Here is a 24,283-nt window from a genome sequence, read left to right on the forward strand (position 1 = left end):
GGGGATTTTGTCTCGGCGCCGGCACATGACGTCGGGGGCCGGCCTCAAGCTGGGCCACTGGCAGCAGGTTGCACGCTCAAGGAAGCTGCGAACGTTGTGTCCGCAACTTTTAATCCCTGTTCACGGAACAGGTCGCGCGCTTTGTTCCCGGCTGCGCGTTGCCGCCCCCCGCCAGCGCTGATACGCCGAATGTCACTTTATCTCCGCCGCCCGAACGGGCCTTGACGGGCCGAGGCGGGTTTCGGCCGCCGCGAGACCGGGGTCGGGACGGCCGGCGCGCGGGCAGACATCCGGGGGGACGTCCATGACCAGCACCGCGTCGCCGAGGCCGATCCCAGCCCCGGTCGAGAGCCCGTCGTCCGAGGGGCGCGCGGCCCGGTTCTGGCCGGAGGGCTGGTGGCGCCTCATCGACCTCAAGATCGGCATCATACCGCTACCGATCTTCGCCGTTCTGGCGATCCTCATCGCCGTTCTGGTCCAGGAGGGCGAGATCAAGCCCGACGGCCCGACGATGATCGCCGTGCTGGTGATGGGCGGCTTCACCTGCGCGGAGATCGGCAAGCGGATCCCGATCCTGAAGAACATCGGCGCCGGCGCGATCTTCGCGACCTTTATCCCCTCGGCGCTGGTCTACTACGCGCTGGTGCCGCCGCAGATGGTGAAGGCGATCACCGATTTCACCAAATTCACCAACTTCCTCTACATCTACATCGCCACGATCATCGTCGGCTCGATCCTCGGCATGGACCGCGAGGTCCTGATCAAGGGGTTCCTCAAGATCTTCGCGCCGCTCGCGCTCGGATCGGTGGCGGCGGCCCTCGTCGGCACGCTGGTCGGCACGCTGCTCGGTCTCGGCCCCTACAAGACGTTCTTCTTCATCGTCGTGCCGATCATGGCGGGCGGCGTCGGCGAGGGGGCGATCCCGCTCTCCATCGGCTACGCGGCGATTCTGGGGATGCAGCAGGGCGTGGTCTTCGCCCAGGTGCTGCCGCCGGTGATGCTGGGCTCCCTCACGGCCATCATCCTGTCGGGCACGCTCAACTCGGTCGGCAAACGCTACCCGCACCTCACCGGCGAGGGGCGGCTCCAGCCCGACTCGGACGGGATCAAGTCGAGCGACGCGCAGGCCAGGGCCGAGGCGGCCAAGGGACAGATTGATCCCGCCACGATCGGCGCGGCCGGGCTCACGGCGATCACCCTCTACCTGCTCGGCGTGATGGCCCACCACCTCGTCGGCCTGCCGGCGCCGGTGGCGATGCTGTTCCTCGCCGTGTTCGCCAAGCTCGCCAGCGCGGTGTCGCCCCATCTCCAGGCCGGCGGCTTCGTCGTCTACAAGTTCGTGCAGGTCTCGATGACCTACCCGCTGCTCTTCGCCATCGGCGTGGCGCTCACCCCTTGGCACGAGCTGATGGCCGCCTTCACGCTGGTGAACCTGATCACCATCGTGTCGACCGTGGTGACGCTGATGACCGTCGGCTTCTTCGTCGGGCGCTGGCTCGGCATGTACCCGATCGAGACCGCGATCGTGAACGCCTGCCACAGCGGCCAGGGCGGCACCGGCGACGTGGCGATCCTCACAGCGGCCAACCGCATGGCGCTGATGCCGTTCGCGCAGATCGCCACCCGGATCGGCGGTGCGCTGACCGTGACCGGCACGATCATCGCCATGAAGTGGATCGGTGCCTGAGCGGCACCCAGAGGGGATTGCGTCATGGCCGGAGATCCGGGGGCCGTCGAGGCCACGCTCAAGTCCAGGATCGGGGCGATCCTCCGCTCGACCAGCGGCAACTTCCTGGAGATGTTCGACTTCTTTCTGTTCGGGTTCTACGCCACGTATATCGCGCGGGCGTTCTTCCCGTCGGGCAACGAGACCACCGAGCTGCTCCTGACCTTCGGCACCTTCTGGCTCGGGGCGCTGATGCGGCCGCTCGGGGCGATCGTGCTGGGCGCCTATATCGACCGGATCGGCCGCCGGAAGGGCCTGATCATCACGCTCGCCATCATGGCGAGCGGCACCGTGCTCATCGCCTTCTGCCCGAGTTACGACACCATCGGCGTCGCCGCGCCGCTGATCGTGCTCGCCGGGCGCCTGCTGCAAGGCTTCTCGGCCGGCGTCGAGATCGGCGGCGTGTCGATCTACCTGTTCGAGATCGCCACACCAGGCCGGCGCGGCTTCTACACCTCGTTCCAGTCGGCGAGCCAGCAGGTGGCGATCATGTTCGCCGCCCTGATCGGCTACGGGCTGAACGCGTTCCTGACCAAGCAGCAGCTCGGTGATTTCGGCTGGCGCATCCCGTTCTTCATCGGCTGCCTGATCGTGCCCTTCATCTTCTTCATCCGGCGCTCGCTCCAGGAGACGCAGGAATTCGCCAAGCGGACCCGCCATCCGAGCACCCGCGAGATCCTGGCCACGGTGGCCGCCAACTGGCGGATCGTGCTGCTCGGCATGATGCTGACCACGATGACCACGGTGACGTTCTACATGATCACCGTCTACACCCCGACCTTCGGCAAGAACGTTCTCAAGCTCACCGAGACTGACAGCCTGATCGTGACGCTGTTCGTGGCGATCACCAACTTCATCTGGCTGCCCGTGGGCGGGGCCCTGTCGGACACGATCGGACGCAAGCCGGTGCTGCTGACGATCTCGACCCTGTCGCTGCTGACGACCTACCCCGCCCTGCACTGGCTCGTGGCCGACCCGACTTTCGGCAAGATGCTCGCCGTCGAGCTGTGGTTCTCGTTCTTCTTCGGCGTCTACAACGGCGCCATGGTGGTCTCGCTCTCCGAGGTGGTGCCCGCCCATGTCCGAGCGAGCGGCTTCTCGCTGGCCTACAGCCTCGCCACCGCGCTGTTCGGCACGGCCACACCGATGGTCTCGACCTACCTGATCCAGACGACCGGCGACCGGGCGGCGCCGAGCTACTGGCTGATGGCGGCTGCCGCCTGCGGCATCGTCGCGACGCTGGCGCTGTTCCGGAGCGGTCCGCGGGTCGAACGTGTCCCCGCCCACGCCTGAGGGCTGAGGCCGCTCAGGCCTCCTGCCAGATCCGTATCCGGGCCTTGAAGGCGGCCCGGATATGTGCCCGGGCGGCTGCCTCGGCGCCGTCCGCGTCATGAGCGCGGATCGCCGCCACGATGGCGGCGTGCTCGGCGAGGGATTCCGCAGCGCGATCAGGAGCGGCCAGCGTGGTGGCGCCCGGCAGCAGCACCAGCGACAGGCGCATCGTCTCCAGCGTGCCCTGCAGGAAACGGTTGCGCGCCGCCCCGTGGATCTGGCGGTGGAACTGGCGGTTGGTGCGCGCCAGCGCCGGTGCGTCCTCCAGCAATGTCCGGTCGCGGGCGACCATCTCCTCCAGGATCTCGGTCTCGACCGTGCTGGCATGGATCGCCGCGAGGCGTGCGGCGGTCCCTTCCAGCACCTCCCGCAGATCGTAGAGTTCGCTCACCTGACCGTAGTCGAGCTGCGCCACGCTGGCGCCCCGGTGCGGCTCGTGCGCGACAAGGCCCTGCGCCTCCAGACGACCGAGCGCCTCGCGCACCGGCGTGCGGCTGATCTGGAAGCGCTCGGCGAGCTCCGCCTCACGCAGCCGGCTCCCGGGGGCGAGCTCGCCCTCCTCGATCGCGCGCAGCAGCCGCTCATAGGCGCCGGCGCCGCTGGAGCGCTCCGCTTCGCTGGCCTTCATCCCGGCTCTCCTCAGCTTGGCCATAGCGCGAAACCGCGCGGTCCGAAATGCTTGCGACAGATTGCATGCACGCGTATACAATACGGAGGGAGCGGTTCGTGGAGAGGAGGCAGGCATGCAGCGTCCGGGTGATGATCATTGGGATGTGGTGGTGGTCGGGTCCGGCAACGCCGCCATGAGCGCCGGCCTCGCTGCTCTGGAGCGCGGCGCTTCGGTGCTGATGATCGAGAAGGCCGAGCAGGATCTGGCAGGCGGCAACACCGCCTACACGGCCGGCGCCATGCGCTTCGTCTACGAGGGTAACGACGACCTGATCCCTCTGCTGGTCGACCCCGAGGATTCGCGCCTGCCGCGGACCGATTTCGGCGCCTACACGGCGCAGAAGTTCGAGGAGGATCTGCTCGGCTTCAACGATGGCCGGCCGCTGTCGCGCGAGCAGCGCATCCTGATCGACGAGAGCGGCGCGGCTTTGCGCTGGCTCGCGACGCAGGGGGTGAAGTTCGAGCCGATCTATTCCCGGCAATCGTTCGAGAAGGACGGACGCTTCGTCTTCTGGGGTGGCCTGACGCTCGCCACCCACGACGAGGGTTTCGGCCTCGCCCGGACCGAGCTTGAAGCCTTCACCAAGGCTGGCGGTGAGATCCGCTACGGCTGTCCCGCCACCGGGCTCATTGTCGAGGACGGGCGCGTGGTCGGCGTGGAGACCCCGAAAGGCGTGTTCCGCGCCGCATCGGTGGTGCTCGCCTGCGGCGGTTTCGAGTCGAACGCCGCGTTGCGGACGCGCTTCATCGGCGCGGGCTGGGACAAGGCCCGGGTCCGCGGCACGCCGCACAATCAGGGCGACGGTCTCGAGATGGCGCTGGCCCTCGGAGCAAAGGCGCACGGCTTCTACGGCGGCTGCCACGCCACGCCGATGGATCTGCATATGCCGGAATACGGCAACCTCGAGTTGCCGCACGGCGAGCGCAAGCACTACCGGAAGATCTGCTACTTCCTGGGGCTCATGCTGAATGCGAAAGGCGAGCGGTTCGTCGACGAGGGCAAGAATTTTCGCAATTACACATACGCCCAGTTCGGCCGCTCGATCATGGAGCAACCCGGGCACGTGGCGTGGCAGATCTTCGACGCCAAGGTCGATCACCTGCTCTACAGCGAGTACCGGTTCCACGACGCGCATTTCGTCGAGGCCGACACCCTGGACGGGCTGCTCGACAAGCTCGACGGCATCGATCGCGGCGCGGCCAAGCAGACCATCACGGCATTCAACGCCGCCGTGGACGAGAGCGTGCCCTTCGACCCGACCGTCAAGGACGGGCGCGGCACTAAGGGGCTTCCTCTGCCGAAATCGAACTGGGCGCAGAAGATCGAGACGGGACCGTTCAAGGCCTACCCGGTTACCGGCGGGATCACGTTCACCTATGGCGGCGTCGAGGTTGGCGACGACGGCGGCGTGAAGCGCGAGGACGGAACCACGATCCCCGGGCTCTACGCGTGCGGCGAGATGGTCGGCGGCGTGTTCTTCAACGGCTACCCGGGCGGCTCGGGGCTGACCTCCGGCGTCGTGTTCGGCCGGCGGGCGGGCTACGGCGCTGCCGCAGGGGCGAAGGGCTGAACGGGAACACGGGCTTCAGCGCCACCAACCTTGCTCCGGCCCGCCTCCAAGGGGCCCGCTTCGCGGATGAAGCGATCCAGCCGGACCATTGTGCCCGCCGTCATTCCGGGGCGCCGCAGGCGAGCCCGGAATCCAGAACCGCCGACAGGGCAGTCTCGGGTCGCGGCGGCGTGTCTGGGTTCCGGGCTCCGCTTCGCGGTCCCGGAACGACGGGGCCCGCGGCACAGGGCGGCGCATGCCGAAGGCGTGACGCGCGCGTGGCGCCGCGACGGGCGCAGTCGGCCATCCGCCTTGATCCCGGCAGCGGCTCATCGCCCCCTGTCCGGAACATCGCCGCGGGCGTAGAAGCCTGACCATGTCCGCCAGACCGGCCGTCTTCACCATCTCCCGCGGCGTCCCGTTCCTGCCGACGCTCGCCGAGGCGCTGCTCTCCGGCCAGCTCGTCGGGCCGGTTGCGGATGACCCGTTGGCGCTTGCCGCCATCACCATCTACCTGCCGACCCGCCGCGCGGCGCGGGCGCTCAGCGCGATCCTGGCCGATCGGCTCGGCCGGGACGCGCCCGGGCAGGCCACCCTGCTGCCGCGGATGATCCCTCTCGGCGAGGCCGACGAGGCGGAGCTCGACCTCGCCGCCGAGCCGCTGCTGGAGGAGAATGCCGACCCGTTGAGCGTCCCGATGCCGGCGCTCGAGCGTCGGCTGATCCTCGCCCGCCTCGTCCAGGCCTGGGCCAAGACCGTCGACCGGACCCTGCTGCCGCTGGATGTTGAGGTGCCGTTCCTCGTGCCGTCCTCCCCCGCCGACGCGGTTGGGCTCGCCGGCGATCTCGAACGGCTTATGGACGCGCTCACCGTCGAGGGGCTGCCCTGGTCGGAGATCGGCGCCGCCGTCGAGGCCGAATATTCCCGCTACTTCGGCCTGACCCTCGACTTCGTGAAGATCGCCGCGGAGAACTGGCCGAAGCTCCTCGCCGAGCGCGGGCTGGCCGACCCGGTCGCCCGCGCGCGCGGCCTCGTGCTCGCCGAGGAGCGGCGCCTGTCGCGCAGCGCCACCCCGGACCCGGTGATCGTCGCCGGCTCGCTGGGCTCCGTGCCCGCCACGGCCCGGCTCATCGCCGCCGTTGCGAAGCTGCCCCGGGGCGCCGTGGTGCTGCCGGGCCTTGATCTGGACCTCGACGCTTCCGGCTGGGACAGCATCGACACCGGCGAGGGCTTCTCCCGCGTGATCGCCCACGGCCACCCGCAGGCGGTGCTGCACCGACTGCTCGGGCCTGAGAATCTCAACTTGAGCCGCACGGAGATCGTCGCCCTCGGCGAGCCCGATGCCGGTCAGGCCGCGCGAGCCGCGCTCCTGTCCCAGGCCCTGCGGCCGGCCGACACCACGGACGCCTGGGCCGCCCTCGACTCGGCCGGACGCGATACCATGGCCCGGCTCGGCCTCGACGGGCTTGCGCTCGCCGAGGCCGCCGATGAGCGCGAGGAGGCGCTGGTCGCGGCGCTGGCGTTGCGCGAGACGCTGCAGACGCCTGGCGCGACCGCGGCCCTGGTCACGCCCGACCGCGGACTCGCCGGCCGGGTCGCCGTCGAGCTGCTGCGCTGGGGCATCGTGGCGGAGGATTCCGCCGGATTGGCGCTGGCCGGAAGCCCGGCCGGGCGGCTCGCCCGGCTCGCGGCCGAGTTCGCTGCCGATCTGGCGCGCAACCAGGCCGATGCGATCCCGGCCCGGCTGATCGCGCTGCTCTCGCACCCGATGGTCCATCTCGGCCTGCCGCGCGCGGACGTGGTCCGGGGCGCCGCCGCCCTGGAGATCGGGCTGCTTCGCGGTCCGGTTCCGGCCCCGGGCTTCGACGGCCTGCGCAACGCCCTCGCCGCCGAGCAGGCCGGTCCGCCCGAGCATCGGCCCCGGGCCAAACGGCGCCTGAAGGACATCGACTGGGCGCTGGCGGCGGATCTGCTCGACCGGCTGGATCTGGTGTTCCGGGATTTCCCGGGGGCCGATGGCGCCGGGGATTGCGATCTCGTCACCACGGCCACCAGCCACCGGGTGGCCTGCGACCGGCTGATCGCCGGGCCGGAGGACGCGCCCGAGACCGAAACGGACGGATCCCTGTCCTGTCTGGACGCCCTGTTCGACGATCTGGAGATGGCCGAGCCCGGCCTGATGCCCGGGCGGTTCGACGACTACGCCACCTTCTTCACGTCGCTCGCCCGCGAGCGCAAAGTCGCCTGCACCGGCGACGCGCCGCATCCGCGGCTGCGCATCCTCGGCCTGCTGGAGGCGCGCCTGCTGTCGGTGGACCGGGTCGTGCTCGGCGGCCTCGACGAGGGCGTCTGGCCGGTGCGCACGCTGACCGACTCGTTCCTCAATCGGCCGATGCGCGAGCGCGTCGGCCTCAACCCGCCCGAGCGGCGGATCGGCCAGATGGCCCACGACTTCGTGCAGGCGCTCGGCTGCCGCGACGCGGTGATCACCCGGGCGCTGAAGCGCGAGGGCGCGCCGACCGTGCCGTCGCGGCTGATCCAGCGGCTGCGGGCGCTCGCGGGCGATCCCTGCTGGGAGACCGTCCTGGAGGCGGGGCGCCGGCTCACCGGTCTTGCGGCCCGGCTCGACGCGGCGCCGCCGGAGCCGCGGCTGAAGCGCCCGGCGCCGAAGCCGGACCCGGCCCTGTTCCCGCGCTCGCTCAGCGTCACCGAGATCGAGACGCTGGTGCGCGATCCCTACAGCATCTTCGCCCGCCACGTGCTCGGGCTCGACCCGCTCGACCCGCTGGCGGCGCCGCCGGGCGTCGCCACCCGCGGCTCGCTGGTACACGACGTCTTCGCGGAATTTGCCAGCCGCCATCCCAAGGACCTGCCGCCGGATTCGGCGGTGCGCCTGTTGAACCTCGCGGTGAACGCCTTCGCCGACATCGAGGCGGAGTATCCGAACCTCTACGCCGAGTGGTGGCCGCGCTACGAGCGCATGGCGACCGCGTATCTCGACTGGGAGGCGCAGCGCCGGCCTGGCCTGTCCCGGGTCTACCCGGAAGTCTCCGGGCGCTGGGTGATCCCGATGGGGCGGAAGACCTTCACGCTGCGCGCCCGCGCCGACCGGATCGAGCTGCGCGCCGACGGCACCGCCTGCATCGTCGATTACAAGACCGGCGCACCGCCCTCGGCGAAGATGATCTTCTCCGGGTTCTCGCCGCAGCTCACCCTGGAAGCCGCGATGCTGATGCACGGCGCCTTCGCGGATCTGCCGGCCGTGAAGGCGGTGCCGGACCTGCTCTACGTCCACGCCTCCGGCGGTCGGAAGCCGTTCCTGCCGATCCCCGTCAAGCCGCCCCGTGGCGAGGAGCGCGGCGTCGAGGCGATCGTCGCCGAGCATGCCGAGCGCCTGCGCGGGCTGGTGGCCCGGTTCATGACCGGAGAGGCCGCCTACACGGCGCGGCCCTATCCGCAATTTGCCAGCAAATACGGGTCCTACGACCATCTCGCCCGGGTGCGCGAATGGTCGTTGGCCGGGGAGGAGAGCGGGGAGTAATCCGCACAGCTCGGTGCCGGCTCATCCCACCCACGCCCTCATCCTGAGGTGCCCGCGACAGCGGGCCTCGAAGGAGACCTCCAGCGAGCCGCGCGATCTCTGGAGCCTTCCTTCGAGGCGGCTTCGCCGCACCTCAGGATGAGGTGATCTGGTGGGAGTCGCGTCCTCCGGGCCTTAGAAGAACGCCTGCAGCCCCGTCTGCGCCCGGCCCAGGATCAGGGCGTGGACGTCGTGGGTGCCCTCGTAGGTGTTCACCGTCTCGAGGTTCTGGGCGTGGCGCATCACGTGGTACTCGCCCATGATGCCGTTGCCGCCGTGCATGTCCCGGGCGGTACGGGCGATGTCCAGCGCCTTGCCGCAATTGTTGCGCTTGATGAGCGAGATCATCTCGGGCGCCATCCGGCCCTCGTCCATCAGCCGCCCGACCCGGAGCGAGGCCTGGAGGCCGAGGGCGATCTCGGTCTGCATGTCGGCGAGCTTCTTCTGGACGAGCTGGGTCTGCGCCAGGGGCCGACCGAACTGCTTGCGCTCCAGCGTGTAGTTGCGGGCGCGGTGCCAGCAATCCTCGGCGGCGCCCATCGCGCCCCACGAGATGCCGTAGCGCGCCCGGTTGAGGCAGCCGAACGGCCCCTTCAGCCCCGAGACGTTCGGCAGCAGCGCGTCCTCGCCGACCTCGACGCCCTGCATAACGATCTCGCCGGTGGTCGAGGCGCGCAGGGACAGCTTGCCCTTGAGCGTCGGCGCCGACAGGCCCTTCATGCCCTTCTCAAGGACGAAGCCCCGGATCGCGCCTTCGTGCGCGTCGGACTTCGCCCAGACCACGAAGACGTCGGCGAACGGCGCGTTGGAGATCCACATCTTGGCGCCCGAGATCCGGTAGCCGCCGTCGATCTTCTCGGCCTTGGTCTTCATGCCGGCCGGGTCCGAGCCGGCATCGGGCTCGGTGAGGCCGAAGCAGCCGATCCACTCGCCCGAGGCGAGCTTCGGCAGGAACTTCTTGCGCTGCTCCTCGGAGCCGTAGGCGTGGATCGGGTACATCACGAGGGAGGATTGGACGCTCATCATCGAGCGGTAGCCGGAATCCACCGCCTCGACCGCCCGGGCCACCAACCCATAGGCGACGTAGGAGGCGCCGGCGCAGCCATATTCCTCCGGCAGGGTCACCCCCAGGAGGCCGAGCTCGCCCATCTTCCGGAACAGGCCCGGATCGGTCTTCTCGGTGGCGTAGGCTTCGACGATGCCGGGCAGGAGCTGCTCCTGCGCGAAGCTCTGGGCCACGTCGCGGATCGCCCGCTCGTCCTCGGTGAGCTGGTCCTCCAGCAGGAAGGGATCGTCCCAGACGAAGCTCGCCGAGGCTGGGGCGGACGGGGAGGCGCTGCCCGGGGGGCGCATCGGAGCGTTCATGAAATTCCTCGCCTGCAGGGAAGCGCCGGTCTTCGAGGCCCGCGCGGTTGTCCCTACCCTAGACCCGCGCGGCGCGCGGTCCAACGCGCGCGGTGACGCCGGGGCGCTGCCGTCACGCCCGGCCGAGGAGCATGAGCCACGCCAGCGTAGTGAGCGGCGCCAGCAGGGTCGAGACCAGGACCGAGGCGGCCACCATCCCGGTCTCGGTCTTGTAGCGCACCGCCAGCAGATAGGCGTTGATCCCCACCGGCATGGCGGCGAACAGGGTCGCGACCCCCGCATAGGCGGGCGGCATCGCGAAGACATGGAAGGCCAGGATCCAGACCGCCAGCGGGTGCAGGAGGTTCTTCAGGAGCGCGATCACCAGGGCGCCCTTGAGGTCGAACAGCACCCGGTAGCGCTTCAGGCCGGCACCCAGCGCGACCAGCGCGCAGGTGGAGGCCGTCCCCGCGAAGGCATCGATCAGCGACTGGGCGATGCCGGTCGGTGCGAGGTTGAACCCTTTCATGCCCATGCCGATCAGGAGCGCCACGAAGATCGGGTTGCGCAGGAGCACGAGGGCGAGGCCCCGGATCCGCGCCAGGACCGGCAGGCCGGAATCGGACTCGATCAGGAAGGTGGCGCTGCCCATCATCAGCGGCAGATGGACCGCGAGCAGCATGAACAGCGGGAAGGCACCCTCCTCGCCGTAGGCCTGGAGGATCATCGGCACGCCGACGAACACGGTGTTCGACTGGCTCGCCGCGAAGCCGTGCAGGATCGCGCCCCGCCGCTCGATCCCGGCGCGCCGGCGCGCGATCAGCGTGCCGACGAACCAGGCGATGCCCGCGCCGCCGAAATACGCGACCCAGTAGGACCACGCCACGGTGCCGCTCATCCCGGGCTTCGTCAGCGTGGCGATGATCAGCGCCGGGACGGCCACCGCGAAGACGTATTCCGACAGGCCGTCGCTCACCTTGTCGGAGAGCAGCCCCGCGAGCGCCGCACCCCAGCCGATCAGGACGATCCCGAAGATCGGGGCGATGATGGCGAGGGCGTTCACGGATCCGGTCGGCGTGCGGAGGGCGGGAACGCAGCCCTTAGCACGTGACAGCGGCGTCCCGCGTCTGCACCGGGAGAATGGCTCGCCGGCTCCGGCCGCGGCGGCCTACTTGTTCTCCAGCACCTGAATCGGGTTGGTGCGCTGGCTCGCGGGCGGCTCGCGGGTGAGATTGGCGCCGCCCTCCTGCTGGGCCTTCACATCCCGCGGCGAGCCTGGGCCGCCCACCGCACGGCCGCCCTCGTTGCTCTGCGTCGGCACGGTCCCGGAGGCGAGTTCCAGGCAGGTCACCATTTCGACGTAGGACGGGAAGCCGCCGGCCTTGAACTGGTCCTGGCACTGACGCTTGGCGGCGGCGGTGTAGCTGCCCCAGTGCTGCTCGGCCTCCTTCTTGGCCTCGCGCTCCGAGCGGAGGCAGCCATCGTAGTTGGCTTGGTCGCTGATGGTCGTGTTGGTGACCTGCGCCGATCGGCAGGTCCGCTCGACGTCGAGGCTGGGCACCGCATCGGCGTGGGCCGCCGTCACGGCGAGGCCGAGGAGAGCGGCGGCGGGGAGGAGGGATCTCATCGGCGTGCGGTGCTCACAATAGCGGTTGCGCCCGCGAAGGGCATCGCCATCACAACGCGCCGTTCGCCGCTTTGGCACCGCCGGTCCATCGATGCCCTTAAGGTGCCTTTAAGCTGGGGGGCGTGGAGACCCCGCGCCGACCCGCTGGGCGTCGGCGCAGCGGAATTTTCACGTCGATGCCGAAACACCTTGCGTTATCGAACCCGAGCCGCCGCGGCCTGCTGTCGGCGGCCGCCTTCGGCGGCATGGGCCTGCTCGCGGGCCGCGCCCGGGCCGAGACCTTCGACTTCCACGTCCCGGGCGGCCCGAGCACCCGGCCGATGTCGGCCACCTACCCCGAGAAGGGGCGCATGATCGTCCAGCGCACGCGGCCGCCGTGGCTGGAGACGCCCTTCGAAGTCTTCGACACGGGCGTGTTCACGCCGAACGACCGGCACTTCGTGAGCTGGCACTGGGCCACGTTCCCGACCCGCGTCGACACCGACAGCTTCACCCTGAAGGTCCGGGGCCTCGTCGAGCGGCCGCAGGCGCTGTCGCTGCGGGAGCTGATCCGCGACCTGCCGCGCTTCGAGATCGCGGCGGTCAGCCAGTGCGCCGGCAATTCGCGCCTCTACGCCCAGCCCAGGGTCGCCGGCGCCCAGTGGGCCAACGGCTCGATGAGCAACGCCCTCTACACGGGCGTGCGCCTCAGGGACGTCCTGGACCGGGCCGGCGTGAAGGCCGGTGCCACCCATGTGCGCTTCGGCGGGCTCGACGAGCCGCTGCTGCCCGACGCGCCGAAATTCGTCAAAGCCCTGGACATCGACCATGCCCGCGACGGCGAGGTCATGCTGGCCTTCGCGATGAACGGCGCGCAGCTGCCGATGCTCAACGGCTCCCCGCTCAAGCTCGTCGTCCCCGGCTGGTGCGCCGTCTACTGGATCAAGATGCTCGACGACATCGAGGTGATGGATCACCCCGATCCGAGCGTCTGGACGACCCGGAGCTACCGCGTGCCGGACACGCCGCACCACACGATCGAGCCCGGACAGAAGGGCGTCGCCATGATCCCGATCACCCGGAACCTGCCCCGCTCGTTCGTGACCAACCTCAAGGCGGGCGACAGCGTCCCGGCCGGAGCGCCACAGACCGTGCGCGGCATCGCGTTCGGGGGCGACCGCGGCGTCGCTGCCGTGGACCTGTCCCTCGATCATGGCCGCACCTGGCAGCCCACGAATCTCGGCAAGGACGAGGGCACCTACGGCTTCCGGCAGTGGCAGACCACGATCAGCCTGCCCGAGCGCGGGGCGCACACCGTGATGGTCCGCTGCACCAACACCGACCGGGTGACGCAGCCGATGCAGCGTGTCTGGAACGCAGGCGGCTACATGACCAACCAGGTCGAAGCCCTCGACCTCGTGGCGGCTTGAGGAGCGAAACCATGCTGCGCCCCATCCGCGCTGCCGTTCTGGCTGTCCTGAGCCCGCTGGCGGTCGCCACGTCGGCCGCTCTGGCCGCCGCGCCGCTCGAGCTTCACCCGACGCCGGAGGTCGAGCTGCCCTTCGGCGACGCGCCGGGTTTTCCCGCCGGCACGGGCTCGGAGGTCATCGCGTCCAACTGCACGGCCTGCCACTCCGCCGACCACACCCTCAACCAGCCGTCGCTCTCCCGCGAGGAATGGCACACGGTCGTCGACAAGATGATCACCGCCTACAAGGCGCCGATCACGCCCGAGGACGCCAGGGTGATCGTTGACTACCTCGCCCGGGTCAAAGGCGAGCCGTAGCGGCGGGCGCGCATCGGGCGAGCCCGGCGTCGAAGACCGCGCTCGCCCGCAGCCCGGGCCCGTCGTTCCGCCCGTCGAGCCGCAGGCAGGCGCCGGACTGCTCAAGCGCCATGGTGACAATCGAGAGGCCGAGGCCGCTGCCGACCTTGGCGCGCCGGCTCCCGCGCACGAAGCGCCGGACCACCAGGGCCCGCTCCGCCTCAGCGATGCCGGGCCCCGCGTCGACGAGCGACAGGGTGGCGCTCCCATCCGCGCCGAGCGCGGCCTCCCATGTGACCGCGCCCGGCTCCGGGGTCATCAGCAGGGCGTTCTCCATCAGGTTGCGCATGGCGAGGTCGAACAGGTCCTCGTCCATGCGGATCTCGAGGGTCGCGAGGGCGGGCGCGAAGGCGACGCGCTCCGGCGCCGGCATATCGGCCATCCCGGCGAGCAGGTCGCGCAGCCGCTCCTCCACGGGGATCCAGGCGGTGGCGACCGACCGGACGCTGCTGTCGAGGCGCGAGAGCGTCAGAAGCTGCTGGACGAGGCGCGCCGACCGGTCGACCGCACCCAGGGTCTGGGCGAGGGCGGCGTCGCGCATGGCCGCATCCTGCGCCCCCATGGCAACCTGAACCTGGGTCTTGAGACCGGCCAGCGGCGTGCGCAGCTCGTGCGCCGCGTATGCGAGGAAGCTGCGCTCGTGGTCGCGCGCGGCCGCCACCTTGCCGAACAGCCGGTTCAGCGCATCGACCAGCGGGCGGATTTCCGAGGGCATCCGGCCGACCTCGACCCGCTCCAGGTTGTCGGCGTCCCGGGCGGCGAGGTCGCGGGTTGCATGGTTCAGCGGACGCAGTCCGCGGCCGACGCTAAACCAGATCAGCGGCGCCAGGATCGGCAGCACGCAGCCGGCGGTGAGCAGCAGGCTGCCGACGAGGCCGTGCTCCAGCTGTCGCCGCTGCGCGAGATTGTCGCCGACCAGGATGCGGAAGCCCTTGGCCGGATCGGACAGGGCGAACACCCGCCATGCCTGCCCGTCGATCACCCGGTTCGAGAAGCCGTCGCGCTGATCCGACAGCTTGGGATCGGGTGCGCCATCCGAGGCTCCGATGAGCCGTCCGTCCAACGACCAGATCTGGCAGCTGAGATGGCGGTCGTAGCTCACCATATGGGTCAGCGCGGCCTCGTCACCGTCCGCGCTTCCCGGCCGCCGCGCGGTCGCGGCCCGGGCCGGTGTGAACAGGCTGTCGACCATGCGGGCCGCTTCCATGAGGCGGCGGTCGAGGATGCTCTCGAACTGAGCGCGGCTGTCGACATAGGTCCAGACGATGGCGGCGAGCCAGACCAGCCCGGTGGCCGTGACCAGAGTTGCGAACAGGCGCATGCGCAGGGAGTTCACGCCCGGTCCTCCCGCATGCGGTACCCGAGGCCGCGCACGGTCTCGATCGCGTCGCGGCCGATCTTGGCGCGCAGATTGTGGACGTGCACTTCGAGGGCGTTGCTGCCGATCTCCTCGTTCCACCCGTACAGGCGCGCCTCGAGCTGGCTGCGCGACAGGACACGCCCCGGCCGCTCGATCAGCGCCTCCAGCAGCGCAAATTCGCGGCGCGACAGGGGGAGGGCGGCGCCCGCCCGGGTCACGGATTGGCGGCCGAGGTCGATCGTGAGACCGCGCCACGCGAAGGTCGGGGAGGCCCGCCCGGCCGACCGGCGGATCATCGCGCGCAGCCGGGCCGCGAGTTCGCCGAGGTCGAACGGCTTGCCCATGTAATCGTCCGCGCCCCAATCGAGTCCCGCGATGCGGTCGGCGACGGCGTCGATTGCGGTCAGGACCAGGACGGGGGTGGCGTCATCACGCGCACGAATATGCCTGAGGACATCCAATCCGGACCCATCGGGCAGCATGAGATCCAGGATCGCCGCGCTGTAGTTCGTCGCATCGAAGATCGCGACGGCATCTCCGCAGGTCGATACGCAATCGACTGTCATGCCATGCAGCGACAGGCCCGAGATCAGGCCATCCGCGAGCATCGGATCATCTTCGAGAACGAGGATGCGCAAAGGTCGCTCGCTTCAGCGTCGGGGTAGGGGCGTCATCGAAGCCGCGACGCGTCCCTAGAGCCGGCATGGGGCGACTTTGTGGGTTCTTGTTGGGAAATACAGGTGGCGATCGCAATCGCGGGGCTCGCACGGCAGTGAATAGCCTGACCGATCTATCATTCGCGGTCAGCAGCCGCCGGATCCCCTCAGGCCACCGCGTGCGCCGCCCGCAGCGCTTGATCCAGATCGCCGTACAGGTCGTCCGTGTCCTCGATGCCGGTCGACAGGCGCAGCAGGTCCGTCGGGCAGGGGCTGCCCGGGCCTTCCACCGAGGCGCGGTGCTCGATGAGGCTCTCGACGCCGCCGAGCGAGGTCGCGCGCTTCCAGAGCCGCACCCGCGCCGCCGTCGCGATGGCGCCGGCCTCGGCACCCGCGATCCGGATCGACAGCATGAAGCCGAACCCGTCGCGCATCTGCCTTCGGGCGACCGCGTACCCCGGATCGTCCGGCAGCCCCGGATACAGGACGCGGGTCACGTGCGGGTGCCCGCTCAGACGCTCGGCGAGCTTCAGGGCGCCTGCCGACTGTGCCGCCGCGCGCAGATGCAGGGTGCGGAGCGAGCGCATCAGCAGGTACGCCTCGAACGGCCCGAGGATGCCGCCGCTTCCGGCGCGGATACTCCGGATCCGCTCCCAGAACGTGTCGGCTTGCGCGCCCGCCAGCACGCCCGCCACCACGTCGGAATGGCCGTTCAGGATCTTGGTGGCCGAATGCATCACGATGTCGGCACCGAGTTCCAGCGGGCGCGTGTGCACCGGCGAGGCGGCCGTGGAATCGACGGCGAGCCGAGCCCCCGCCCCGTGGGCGATCTCGGCCGCGGCGGCGATGTCGGTCACCGTCCAGAGCGGATTGCCCGGGGTCTCGATCCACACGAGCTTGGTCCGGCCCGGCTCGATGGCGACCCGTAGGGCGTCCAGGTCGTCCGTCTCCACGAAGGTCAGCGTGATGCCGCGCCGGGGTGCCTCCTCCCGCAGCCAGCGCTTCAGCGCCCAGTACATGACAGTGCCGGCGACGACATGGTCCCCGGGTTCGAGGGCGCCGAACACCGCGGTCGCCGCCGCCATCCCGGACCCGAACAGCAACGCGCCGGCCACGGCGCCCTCCAGCATCGCCAGGACGGCTTCCGCCTCGCGCACCGTCGCGTTGTCCGGCCGTGCGTAGCAGTAGCCCGAGCTGTAGCCGTTGTCGGGATCGCGGATGAAGGTGGTGGAGACGTGGAGCGGCATCACCACCGCCCGGGTCTCGGGTTCGATCCGGCCCATCGCCTGGGCGGCAAGGCTCCGGCGGGTGACATCCGGCGCGGCCTCGCTTCGGCTATCCGACGGACCCTGCGGCGCGTTAGGCTGTGACATCTGGCGAATCTCGGCGGATGGAGACGGGCGCGTGCCACGGCGCGTGGGCCCCGGCAAGCCGCGCGCCCATGCGGCCTGGAGACGTACGACCATGACCGCCGCGACACAGGTCCCCGCAGGATCGCCCCTGCCGCGCTGGCTGCGCCTCGCCGCCGCGATCCTGCCGGTGGCGGCCACCGCAGCAATCGGCTCGGCCGCGACGCAGGCCGAGATCCCGGGCTGGTACGCAAGCCTGAACAAGCCGGACTTCAACCCGCCGAACTGGGTGTTCCCGGTGGCCTGGACGATCCTCTACACGATGATCGCGATTGCGCTCTGGCGGCTGCTCGGCGCCATGCCCCGCTCCGGGCCGAGCCGCAATGGCTGGTGGCTCGCGCTGGCCGCCTTCTTGGTCCAGATCGCGCTCAATGCCGCCTGGACACCGGTCTTCTTCACCGCCCACGCGATCGGGGCCGGCCTGATCGTTGTGGCGATGCTGCTGGTGATGGTGCTCTGGACCATCCGCCTGACCTGGCGGTTCGACCGGGTCGCGGCCTGGCTCCTCGTGCCCTACGCCGCCTGGGTCGCCTTCGCGACCCTGCTCAACGCCGCGATCCTCCGGATGAACTGAAGCCGGCTCCGCTCTTTCAGTTATGGCTTCGCTCCGCCCGCGAGGACGGCGGCGTCTCGCGGATTCAGGACGCGCCGCTCGGCTTCTCTTCGCCCGCCGGACGTCCATCGTCCCGCGCGCGGTGGAGCAGGAAGATCGCGAAGACCATCGTGACGATCAGGCCGGCCAGCACGCCGAGCTCGATCATCGAGGCCTGAAACAAAGCCTGCTTCTCGGGCGACCAGTCCTTGGCGTGGGTGATCTCGGAGGATTGCAGCGTGATCACCAGGACCCGCCGGATCGAGGCGATGAGCCCGACGATCAGGAACGGTTCGCAGGTCAGCGTGCCCGACCGCATCGAGACCCGCACCGTGTGAAGAATCTCGATCAGCATGAGCAGGAACAGCAGCCGGTCGATCACCTCCAGGATCTGCGCGGCGCCGCCGAGCGCCCGCATGGCTTCCAAGGTCAACCCGGCTGCGTCGACCAGCGCGATCAGCGCGGTGAGCGCCAGCAGGAGGCCGAGTGCCGCGTAGATGGCGTGTTCGGTGTGCAGGAAGATCGCGCTGGCGATCTTCGTCAGGCGTCCCTGTTCTTCTGAGTGATCCGACATCATTCCCCCCTGGAATATGCCGAAACGATCAGCTTCCAACGCGCGCGTCCAGCCCGGCTCCGCGCGTGGTCGATCAATCGCCAGCGATCGTGGCGTTACGCCGCTGTCCCGCCCGAACGATCCTCCATGCGATCCTCAATGGAAGAACGGCAGCGCGTGCGGTGCGAGGTAGCCGAAGCCGAGGAGCACCGCGCCTGCGAGCCCCAGGAAGCCGCCGGCGAAGACCAGCAGGGTGATGCCGGTGATCACCTCGGCCGAGGCCAGGACGATGCCGATCTGGAAGGCCGCCGAGGCCAGTTCGTAATGGTGGTAGCGCAGCAGCGACAGGTCGCGCCGCTCCTCCGAGGCCTTCGCCTTCGCGGTCAGCTCCTTGCGGCCCTCGCCTGTGGCGGGTTCGGATTCCCAGCGCGCCAGCGTCTTGGCCCATTCGGCGCGCTTGGCCGCGATCGCATCCTGGTTGGGGCCCGGCGGAACCAGCGCCAGCGCTTCGTCGGCGGTCTTGAGCACCGTCGAGCGGATCGTGCGCGCCTGGAAATAGGCCCACTGGTTCGCGGCCTCGACGTTCGCGCCGATTGACTCCGTCTGGGCCGCCTTGCCCAGGGTCTCGCTGAAGGCGAGGAACAGTGCCAGCACCGAGATCAGCAGCGCGACGCGCTTGTTCGAACCCTCGACCGCCCCGTGACCACCCGACATCGCTTCTCGTGTCCTCGTTCGATTCGCTGCCGGGAGTCACAGCCCATCGCGGCGTCGCGCGCAATGCGCACGGCGGATACACAGGGCTGAGAACCCGGGCCCGACCGCTTTGCCTGCTGGCGCTGCACGCACCGGGATCATCCCGCGGCCCGCTGCGCGGCCCCGGGATGACGGAACGGACGACATTCCGGCCGCTCCGTCCTACTCCGCGGCGATCCGCGGCGGCGCCGGATGCCCGTCATTGGCCGGATGGACCGAGTCGAAGTCGACCGCATCCTCCGGATCGTCGCGCTCGCCGACGAAGCGGCCGAACAGGCGCTTCATCAGGCGCGACAAGTCATCCATCAGCACGAAGATCGCCGGCACGAAGACCAGCGACAGCACCGTCGAGACGATCAGGCCGCCGATCACCGCCACCGCCATGGGCGCGCGGAACTCGCCGCCGATCCCGTAGGCCATCGCGGACGGCACCATGCCGGCCGCCATCGCGATCGTGGTCATCACGATCGGCCGCGCCCGCTTGCGGCCGGCATCGACGATGGCGGTGTTGCGGTCGACGCCGGCGTGGATCTGCTCGACGGCGAAATCCACCAGCATGATGGCGTTCTTGGTCACGACGCCCATCAGCATCAGGATGCCGATCACCACCGGCATCGAGATCGGCATGTGGCAGATCAGCAGCGCCAGGATCGCGCCGCCGATGGAGAGCGGCAGCGAGAACAGGATGGTCAGCGGCTGAAGAAAGTTTCCGAACAGCAGGATCAGGACGCCGAACACCATCATCAGGCCGGCGCCCATGGCGAGCGCGAAGCCCTCGAAGACCTCGCCCATCACCTCGGCGTCGCCGGTCTGGCTGATCGTCACACCGGGCGGCAGGTTCTTGGCGGCCGGCAGGTTCATCACCTGGCTGATCAGCTCGGCCAGCGCGTCGGTGCCCTGCATGTCGCCCTCGAGCGCGACGCGCACGGAACGGTCGTAACGGTCGATGCCGGCCGGGCCCTGGCCGAGGCTGATATCGGCGACGGTGGCGAGCGGAACGGCGGTCCCGCCCTTCACCGGGACCTTCAGGGTCTCGAGGTCGGAGAGCCGGCCGCGCAGGCTCTCTGGCAGCTGCACGCGGATCGGCACCTGCCGGTCGGTGGCGTTGAACTTGGCGAGGTTCATGCCGATGTCGCCGATCGTGCCGACCCGCACGGTCTCGGCGATGGTGTCGGTGGTGACGCCGAGATCGGCCGCCACCGCGGGCTTCGGCCGGATCCGGACCTCGGTCCGGTCCAGCGGCGCCGTCGACATGACGTTGACGAGGTGCGGGACCTGCTGGGCCTCGCGCTGCAGCTTGGCGGCGGTCTCGGCCACCACCGCCTTGTCGGGGCCGGCGATGATCAGGGCCAGATCGCGCTGACCGCCCTCGCGCAGTGCCCAGAAGCGCAGGTCCGGCTCTTCCCGAAGGATTGCCGCGACCTCCGCGTCGACCTGCTTTTGGGTCCTGTGGCGGGTGTTCTTGGGGACGAGGTTGATGGTGAGGCTCGCCAGCCGCACCTCCTTCTTGGCCGGCAATTGGCGGCCGCCATCCACGAACACGCTCTTCACCTCGGGCAGCGCGCGGATCTTCTCCTCGATGCGGTCTGTGACCCGGACCGTATCCGGAAGCCGGGCGCCCGGCGGGAGCTCGACCACGAACAGGGTGCGGGCCTGATCCTCGGCCGGCAGGAATCCCGCCGGCAGCAGCCCCGTGGAGGCGATGGAGGCGGCAAAGCACGCGATGCCGAGCACCAGCGTGATGAACTTGTGCCGCACGGACCACGCCACGAGCCGCGTGTAGCCGCGCATCACGAAGCCATCGCGCTCGTGATCCGGCCCGTGGTCGCGCAGGAAATAGGCGGCGAGCAGCGGCGTGATAAGCCGCGCCACGAGCAGCGACATGAATACCGCCGCCGCGATGGTCAGGCCGAACTGCTTGAAGTACTGGCCGGCGATCCCGCCCATGAACGAGACCGGCGAGAAGATCGCGATGATCGTCGCCGTGATGGCGATGACCGCGAGCCCGATCTCGTCGGCGGCCTCCAGCGACGCGCGATAGGGCGACTTCCCCATTCGCATGTGCCGGACGATGTTCTCGATCTCCACGATCGCGTCGTCCACCAGGATGCCGGTGACCAGCGTGATCGCGAGGAGGCTGACCGCGTTGAGCGAGAAGCCCAGCGCGCTCATCACCCAGAACGTCGGCAGCACCGAGAGCGGCAGCGCCACCGCGGCGATCAGCGTTGCGCGCCAGTCGCGCAAAAACAGCAGCACCACCACGACGGCGAGGGCCGCGCCCTCGATCAGGCCCATCATGGCCGAGTGGTAGTTGCCGATCGTGTTGTCGACGCTGGTGTCGATCAGGTCGAAGCGCACGTCGGGGTTCGCCGCGTGGAGCGCCGCGATCTTCTTGGCGACGCCTACCGAGACGTCGGCGTCGCTGGCGCCGCTGGCGCGGGAGATGGCGAAGGCGACCACCGGCTCGCCGTTGAAGCGCGCGAAGGTGCGAGGCTCCTCGGCGGTGTCCGACAGGGTGGCGAGCTCGTCGAGGCGGACCTTGCGGTTGCCCGGCACCACGATGGAGGTCTTGGCCAGCGTGTCGAGACTCGCCGAGGCGGCGAGCGCCCGGATCGACTGCTCCTGGCCGCCGACCTCGGCGCGGCCGCCGGCCATGTCGGCCGAGGTCAGGCGCAGCTGCCGGTTCACGTCCGCGGCCGTGATGCCGAGGGCGAGCAGCCGGTCGGGCTTGAGGGTGACGCGGATCTCGCGCGCGACGCCGCCGAGCCGCTCGACGCCGCCGACGCCCTTCACGCTCTGCAGGCCGCGGGCGACCACGTCGTCCACGAACCACGACAGGTCCTCAGGCGTCATGGCCGGCGCCGAGGCGCCGTAGACCATGATCGGCAGGCCGGCGATCTCGACGCGGGAGACAATCGGCTCGTCGATGGTGCGCGGCAGGTTCTGGCGGATCTTGGCGATGGCGTCCTTGACGTCGTTCGTCGCGCGATCCTGGTTCACCTCCAGGCGGAACTCGATCGTGGTGGTCGAGGTGCCTTCCGTAATCGTCGAGAGGATGTGCTTGACGCCCTTCACCCCGGCGACCGAATCCTCGACCCATTTGGTGACCTGGGTCTGCAACTCGGACGGGGCCGCGCCCGACTGCGTGATCGTCACGGAGACGATCGGGATGTCGATGTTCGGGAACCGCGTGATCGGCAGGGCGCGGAAGCTCACCAGCCCCAGGATCATCAGGACCAGGAACAGGACCACCGACGGCAGGGGCTTGCGGATCGCCCAGGCGGAGACGTTGAGGCGCATGGCCGGATCCTTCGACTCGTCCTACCGCGGGGCCGCGTCGGCGATCGGCGTGCTGGTGTTCGCCGGGACCGGGCGCACCCGGTCCCCGTCGCGCAGGAAGCTGCCGGCGCGGGCCACGATGCTCTCGCCGGCGGCGGCGCCGGAGCGGATCTCCGTGAAGCCCTCGGCGGAGAGTCCCGTCGTCACGGGCCGCGCTTGGACGCGCCCGTCCTTCACGACGAGGACGCTGGCGCGGCCGTCGGCGGCGTAGAGTAGGCTGGAGACCGGGACCGCGACGCCCGTGCGGCGCGCCACTTCCACGTTGCCGCGCGCGAAGGCGCCGATCCGCAGGACCGGATCGTCGCCGAGCCGGATGCGCACCTTGCCGAGTCGCGTCGCACGATCGACCTCCGGGTAGACCCGGCGCACCTTGCCGGCGAGGCGGCGGCCGTCATCGAGGTCGAGGCTCGCCGGGTTGCCGACCTGGATACGGGCCAGCGACGTCTCGGGCACCTCGCCCTCCAGCTCGATCTCGCCCCGGGCGATCAGCCGGAACAGCGGCTCTCCCACCGCGGTCGCGGTGGCGCCGATCCGGGCGGTGCGGCGATTGATGATCCCGGCCTCCGGCGCCCGGATGTCGGTGCGGGCACGCCGCAGGGCAATCTCGGAGCCGGCCGCCCGGGCGGTGGCGAGGTCGGCCTGGGCGGATTGCAGGCCGCCCCTGGCGGCGGCGAGGCGCCCTTCCGCCCCTTGCGCCGCCGAGACGCGCTGTTCCAGCACCGCCGCCGTGGCGTTGCCGGTCTTGGCGAGCGCCTGGGCCCGCTCCAGCGACTGCTTGGCTTCGACGTTGGCGGCCTCCGCCTGAACGATCTGGCTCTGAGCCTGGACGATCGCCGCCTCGGCCCGGGCGATCGCCGCCGCGTTCGAGGCCTCCTGGGTCGCGATCATCTCCAGCGACAGCCGGGCAAGCACCTGGCCCTTGCTGACGCGGTCGCCTTCCTCGACCAGCAGCTCGGTGATGCGCAGGCCCTCGACCTCCGGAGAAACCAGGATCTCGTCACGTGGAACCAGCGTCCCGGTGACCACCGCCCGCTCGACGATCTCGCGGCTATCGGCCGGTACGACGGTGACCGCGGGCGCAATGGCGGCGGCATCGGGAACGGAGGCGGTCTCGACGGCCTGGGCCGGTGCCGCGGCGAGCATCGCGAGCCCGCACAGGACGCTGAGGCGGGACGCGCGCCAACGGACGTACTTCACGACGGGGGCCTCGCGCTCGGTGCTGGATTGATGACGCACCTCTATCATTGTGCAGGCCGGCGTTTTCATGGCGCGTTGTCCTTCACGGAAGCCAGCATAGCGCCGCCGCACGTTCCCGTCGCCGGATGTCACGCCGCATGTCCCGGAACGGCGACGATGACCGCTCTTTGACTGTCCCGGCCTGCAACCGGCGGAGAATAGCGACGTTGTCTCCGCGATGGTCTTCTCAGGATGGGGGATGGATCGATGAGCATCTTTCAGATCAAGCAAAAGAAGAGTGGTGCGGTGCTCTGGACCGGCGCGGCCGACGACGAGCAGACGGCCCTGGACGCGATGGCGCGTGAAGCCGGATACCGCGACTTCTCCGCGATCCCGGACGCGATCCGGGCGGACGGGATCGAGGCGGCTAAGCTCGACCTGATCTCTTAACGATCCGTGCGTCGAAGCCGCATATCGGTTCGGCGCGCCTCGACGATGAAAGTCTCGGCCGATTGAGTCGGCCGGACCTGACGCGTCAGAGCGCGGACGACAGCGTTCGAGCGCGGCGTTCAACCAACCCCATACGACGCGGTCGGCGATAGCTTGTTCAGCGTGGCCAGTAGGGCGCGACATCGCCCGAGACTGCCGGCGTTCTTCTCATACTGGTCGAAGTGCCATTGCAGAAACGCCCGGTCGGGCGAATGGTCCAGCGCACAGACCCACTTCTTCCGATCGTGTACGTCCTCGCTCCCATTGCGACTCGACTACGGCTTCCAGCCGGTGGGGGTTAATGCCGAAATTCGGAGTGGCCTG

General features: G+C 69.8%; 19 protein-coding genes. 8 read left to right on the plus strand and 11 right to left on the minus strand.

Features of this window, described 5'->3' with window-relative positions; translation table 11 throughout:
- The first annotated feature begins 304 nt into the window (after positions 1-304).
- Positions 305-1,687: a 2-hydroxycarboxylate transporter family protein gene (locus AC3WSN_RS27980; protein ID WP_492542397.1), complete on the plus strand. Its 1,383-nt coding sequence runs from the start codon at positions 305-307 to the stop codon at positions 1,685-1,687.
- A gap of 24 nt (positions 1,688-1,711) precedes the next feature.
- The gene (locus AC3WSN_RS27985; protein WP_492542399.1) at positions 1,712-3,019 is read left to right on the plus strand and encodes an MFS transporter; all 1,308 of its coding nucleotides are present in this window, start codon (positions 1,712-1,714) and stop codon (positions 3,017-3,019) included.
- Between the two features lie 13 nt (positions 3,020-3,032).
- Here the strand turns inward: AC3WSN_RS27985 and AC3WSN_RS27990 are convergent, their stop codons facing one another.
- Positions 3,033-3,686 carry a GntR family transcriptional regulator gene (locus AC3WSN_RS27990; protein ID WP_492542401.1) on the minus strand — a complete coding sequence of 218 codons (654 nt, stop codon included), beginning with the start codon at positions 3,684-3,686 and terminating at the stop codon, positions 3,033-3,035.
- A gap of 115 nt (positions 3,687-3,801) precedes the next feature.
- On the opposite strand from AC3WSN_RS27990, the gene tcuA reads away from it, so the two are divergent.
- Together tcuA and addB are read left to right on the plus strand one after the other, a co-directional pair.
- A complete protein-coding gene (gene tcuA / locus AC3WSN_RS27995) occupies positions 3,802-5,298 on the plus strand; it encodes an FAD-dependent tricarballylate dehydrogenase TcuA (protein ID WP_492542403.1) in 1,497 nt (498 codons plus the stop codon).
- Positions 5,299-5,653: 355 nt separating this feature from the next.
- On the plus strand, positions 5,654-8,818 hold the full coding sequence (gene addB, locus AC3WSN_RS28000) for a double-strand break repair protein AddB (RefSeq protein WP_492542405.1): 3,165 nt from the start codon (positions 5,654-5,656) through the stop codon (positions 8,816-8,818).
- Between the two features lie 174 nt (positions 8,819-8,992).
- Here the strand turns inward: addB and AC3WSN_RS28005 are convergent, their stop codons facing one another.
- The 3 genes from AC3WSN_RS28005 to AC3WSN_RS28015 all read right to left on the minus strand — a co-directional run bounded on the left by AC3WSN_RS28005 (position 8,993) and on the right by AC3WSN_RS28015 (position 11,828).
- The gene (locus AC3WSN_RS28005; RefSeq protein WP_492542407.1) at positions 8,993-10,222 is read right to left on the minus strand and encodes an acyl-CoA dehydrogenase; all 1,230 of its coding nucleotides are present in this window, start codon (positions 10,220-10,222) and stop codon (positions 8,993-8,995) included.
- Between the two features lie 112 nt (positions 10,223-10,334).
- Positions 10,335-11,264 carry an AEC family transporter gene (locus AC3WSN_RS28010; RefSeq protein WP_492542408.1) on the minus strand — a complete coding sequence of 310 codons (930 nt, stop codon included), beginning with the start codon at positions 11,262-11,264 and terminating at the stop codon, positions 10,335-10,337.
- Between the two features lie 105 nt (positions 11,265-11,369).
- On the minus strand, positions 11,370-11,828 hold the full coding sequence (locus AC3WSN_RS28015) for a hypothetical protein (RefSeq protein WP_192706459.1): 459 nt from the start codon (positions 11,826-11,828) through the stop codon (positions 11,370-11,372).
- Positions 11,829-12,004: 176 nt separating this feature from the next.
- Between AC3WSN_RS28015 and AC3WSN_RS28020 the strand changes: the two genes are divergently transcribed.
- Together AC3WSN_RS28020 and AC3WSN_RS28025 are read left to right on the plus strand one after the other, a co-directional pair.
- On the plus strand, positions 12,005-13,237 hold the full coding sequence (locus AC3WSN_RS28020; protein WP_492542411.1) for a molybdopterin-dependent oxidoreductase: 1,233 nt from the start codon (positions 12,005-12,007) through the stop codon (positions 13,235-13,237).
- An 11-nt stretch (positions 13,238-13,248) separates the two neighbouring features.
- Positions 13,249-13,593, plus strand: a complete 345-nt coding sequence (locus AC3WSN_RS28025; RefSeq protein ID WP_192706460.1) for a cytochrome c — start codon at positions 13,249-13,251, stop codon at positions 13,591-13,593.
- Here the strand turns inward: AC3WSN_RS28025 and AC3WSN_RS28030 are convergent.
- From AC3WSN_RS28030 to AC3WSN_RS28040, 3 genes are all read right to left on the minus strand, one after another.
- A complete protein-coding gene (locus tag AC3WSN_RS28030; protein WP_492542413.1) occupies positions 13,577-14,968 on the minus strand; it encodes a sensor histidine kinase N-terminal domain-containing protein in 1,392 nt (463 codons plus the stop codon). The genes AC3WSN_RS28025 and AC3WSN_RS28030 overlap by 17 nt on opposite strands.
- Positions 14,965-15,630: a response regulator gene (locus AC3WSN_RS28035; protein ID WP_492542415.1), complete on the minus strand. Its 666-nt coding sequence runs from the start codon at positions 15,628-15,630 to the stop codon at positions 14,965-14,967. Before AC3WSN_RS28035 ends, AC3WSN_RS28030 begins: the two co-directional genes overlap by 4 nt.
- Positions 15,631-15,815: 185 nt before the next feature.
- Positions 15,816-17,021 (minus strand): trans-sulfuration enzyme family protein, encoded by a 1,206-nt coding sequence (locus AC3WSN_RS28040; protein ID WP_492542417.1) that lies wholly within the window; start codon positions 17,019-17,021, stop codon positions 15,816-15,818.
- Between the two features lie 91 nt (positions 17,022-17,112).
- On the opposite strand from AC3WSN_RS28040, the gene AC3WSN_RS28045 reads away from it, so the two are divergent.
- A complete protein-coding gene (locus tag AC3WSN_RS28045; protein ID WP_492542419.1) occupies positions 17,113-17,631 on the plus strand; it encodes a TspO/MBR family protein in 519 nt (172 codons plus the stop codon).
- Positions 17,632-17,695: 64 nt separating this feature from the next.
- Here the strand turns inward: AC3WSN_RS28045 and AC3WSN_RS28050 are convergent, their stop codons facing one another.
- The 4 genes from AC3WSN_RS28050 to AC3WSN_RS28065 all read right to left on the minus strand — a co-directional run bounded on the left by AC3WSN_RS28050 (position 17,696) and on the right by AC3WSN_RS28065 (position 23,437).
- The gene (locus AC3WSN_RS28050; protein WP_192706465.1) at positions 17,696-18,223 is read right to left on the minus strand and encodes a phosphate-starvation-inducible PsiE family protein; all 528 of its coding nucleotides are present in this window, start codon (positions 18,221-18,223) and stop codon (positions 17,696-17,698) included.
- A 135-nt stretch (positions 18,224-18,358) separates the two neighbouring features.
- Complete coding sequence (locus AC3WSN_RS28055) at positions 18,359-18,916, minus strand: DUF4337 domain-containing protein (RefSeq protein WP_192706466.1); 558 nt, start codon at positions 18,914-18,916, stop codon at positions 18,359-18,361.
- 201 nt (positions 18,917-19,117) lie between these two features.
- Positions 19,118-22,255 (minus strand): efflux RND transporter permease subunit, encoded by a 3,138-nt coding sequence (locus AC3WSN_RS28060; protein WP_492542421.1) that lies wholly within the window; start codon positions 22,253-22,255, stop codon positions 19,118-19,120.
- Between the two features lie 21 nt (positions 22,256-22,276).
- Positions 22,277-23,437, minus strand: a complete 1,161-nt coding sequence (locus AC3WSN_RS28065; RefSeq protein ID WP_373622862.1) for an efflux RND transporter periplasmic adaptor subunit — start codon at positions 23,435-23,437, stop codon at positions 22,277-22,279.
- 300 nt (positions 23,438-23,737) lie between these two features.
- Between AC3WSN_RS28065 and AC3WSN_RS28070 the strand changes: the two genes are divergently transcribed.
- Positions 23,738-23,920, plus strand: a complete 183-nt coding sequence (locus tag AC3WSN_RS28070) for a hypothetical protein (RefSeq protein WP_160533674.1) — start codon at positions 23,738-23,740, stop codon at positions 23,918-23,920.
- Positions 23,921-24,283: the final 363 nt, after the last annotated feature.

The organism is Methylobacterium sp. FW102-HT35C08 (assembly GCF_058790235.1).

Coding starts and splice junctions, on each gene's coding strand:
- AC3WSN_RS28060 (WP_492542421.1), bottom strand. CDS start 22,255: ATGCGCCTCAACGTCTCCGCCTGGGCGATCCGCAAGCCCCTGCCGTCG.
- AC3WSN_RS28055 (WP_192706466.1), bottom strand. CDS start 18,916: ATGTCGGGTGGTCACGGGGCGGTCGAGGGTTCGAACAAGCGCGTCGCG.
- AC3WSN_RS28025 (WP_192706460.1), top strand. CDS start 13,249: ATGCTGCGCCCCATCCGCGCTGCCGTTCTGGCTGTCCTGAGCCCGCTG.
- AC3WSN_RS28045 (WP_492542419.1), top strand. CDS start 17,113: ATGACCGCCGCGACACAGGTCCCCGCAGGATCGCCCCTGCCGCGCTGG.
- addB (WP_492542405.1), top strand. CDS start 5,654: ATGTCCGCCAGACCGGCCGTCTTCACCATCTCCCGCGGCGTCCCGTTC.
- AC3WSN_RS28040 (WP_492542417.1), bottom strand. CDS start 17,021: ATGTCACAGCCTAACGCGCCGCAGGGTCCGTCGGATAGCCGAAGCGAG.
- AC3WSN_RS27990 (WP_492542401.1), bottom strand. CDS start 3,686: ATGAAGGCCAGCGAAGCGGAGCGCTCCAGCGGCGCCGGCGCCTATGAG.
- AC3WSN_RS28020 (WP_492542411.1), top strand. CDS start 12,005: ATGCCGAAACACCTTGCGTTATCGAACCCGAGCCGCCGCGGCCTGCTG.
- AC3WSN_RS28050 (WP_192706465.1), bottom strand. CDS start 18,223: ATGTCGGATCACTCAGAAGAACAGGGACGCCTGACGAAGATCGCCAGC.
- AC3WSN_RS28065 (WP_373622862.1), bottom strand. CDS start 23,437: ATGCTCGCCGCGGCACCGGCCCAGGCCGTCGAGACCGCCTCCGTTCCC.
- AC3WSN_RS28005 (WP_492542407.1), bottom strand. CDS start 10,222: ATGAACGCTCCGATGCGCCCCCCGGGCAGCGCCTCCCCGTCCGCCCCA.
- tcuA (WP_492542403.1), top strand. CDS start 3,802: ATGCAGCGTCCGGGTGATGATCATTGGGATGTGGTGGTGGTCGGGTCC.
- AC3WSN_RS27985 (WP_492542399.1), top strand. CDS start 1,712: ATGGCCGGAGATCCGGGGGCCGTCGAGGCCACGCTCAAGTCCAGGATC.
- AC3WSN_RS28070 (WP_160533674.1), top strand. CDS start 23,738: ATGAGCATCTTTCAGATCAAGCAAAAGAAGAGTGGTGCGGTGCTCTGG.
- AC3WSN_RS27980 (WP_492542397.1), top strand. CDS start 305: ATGACCAGCACCGCGTCGCCGAGGCCGATCCCAGCCCCGGTCGAGAGC.
- AC3WSN_RS28015 (WP_192706459.1), bottom strand. CDS start 11,828: ATGAGATCCCTCCTCCCCGCCGCCGCTCTCCTCGGCCTCGCCGTGACG.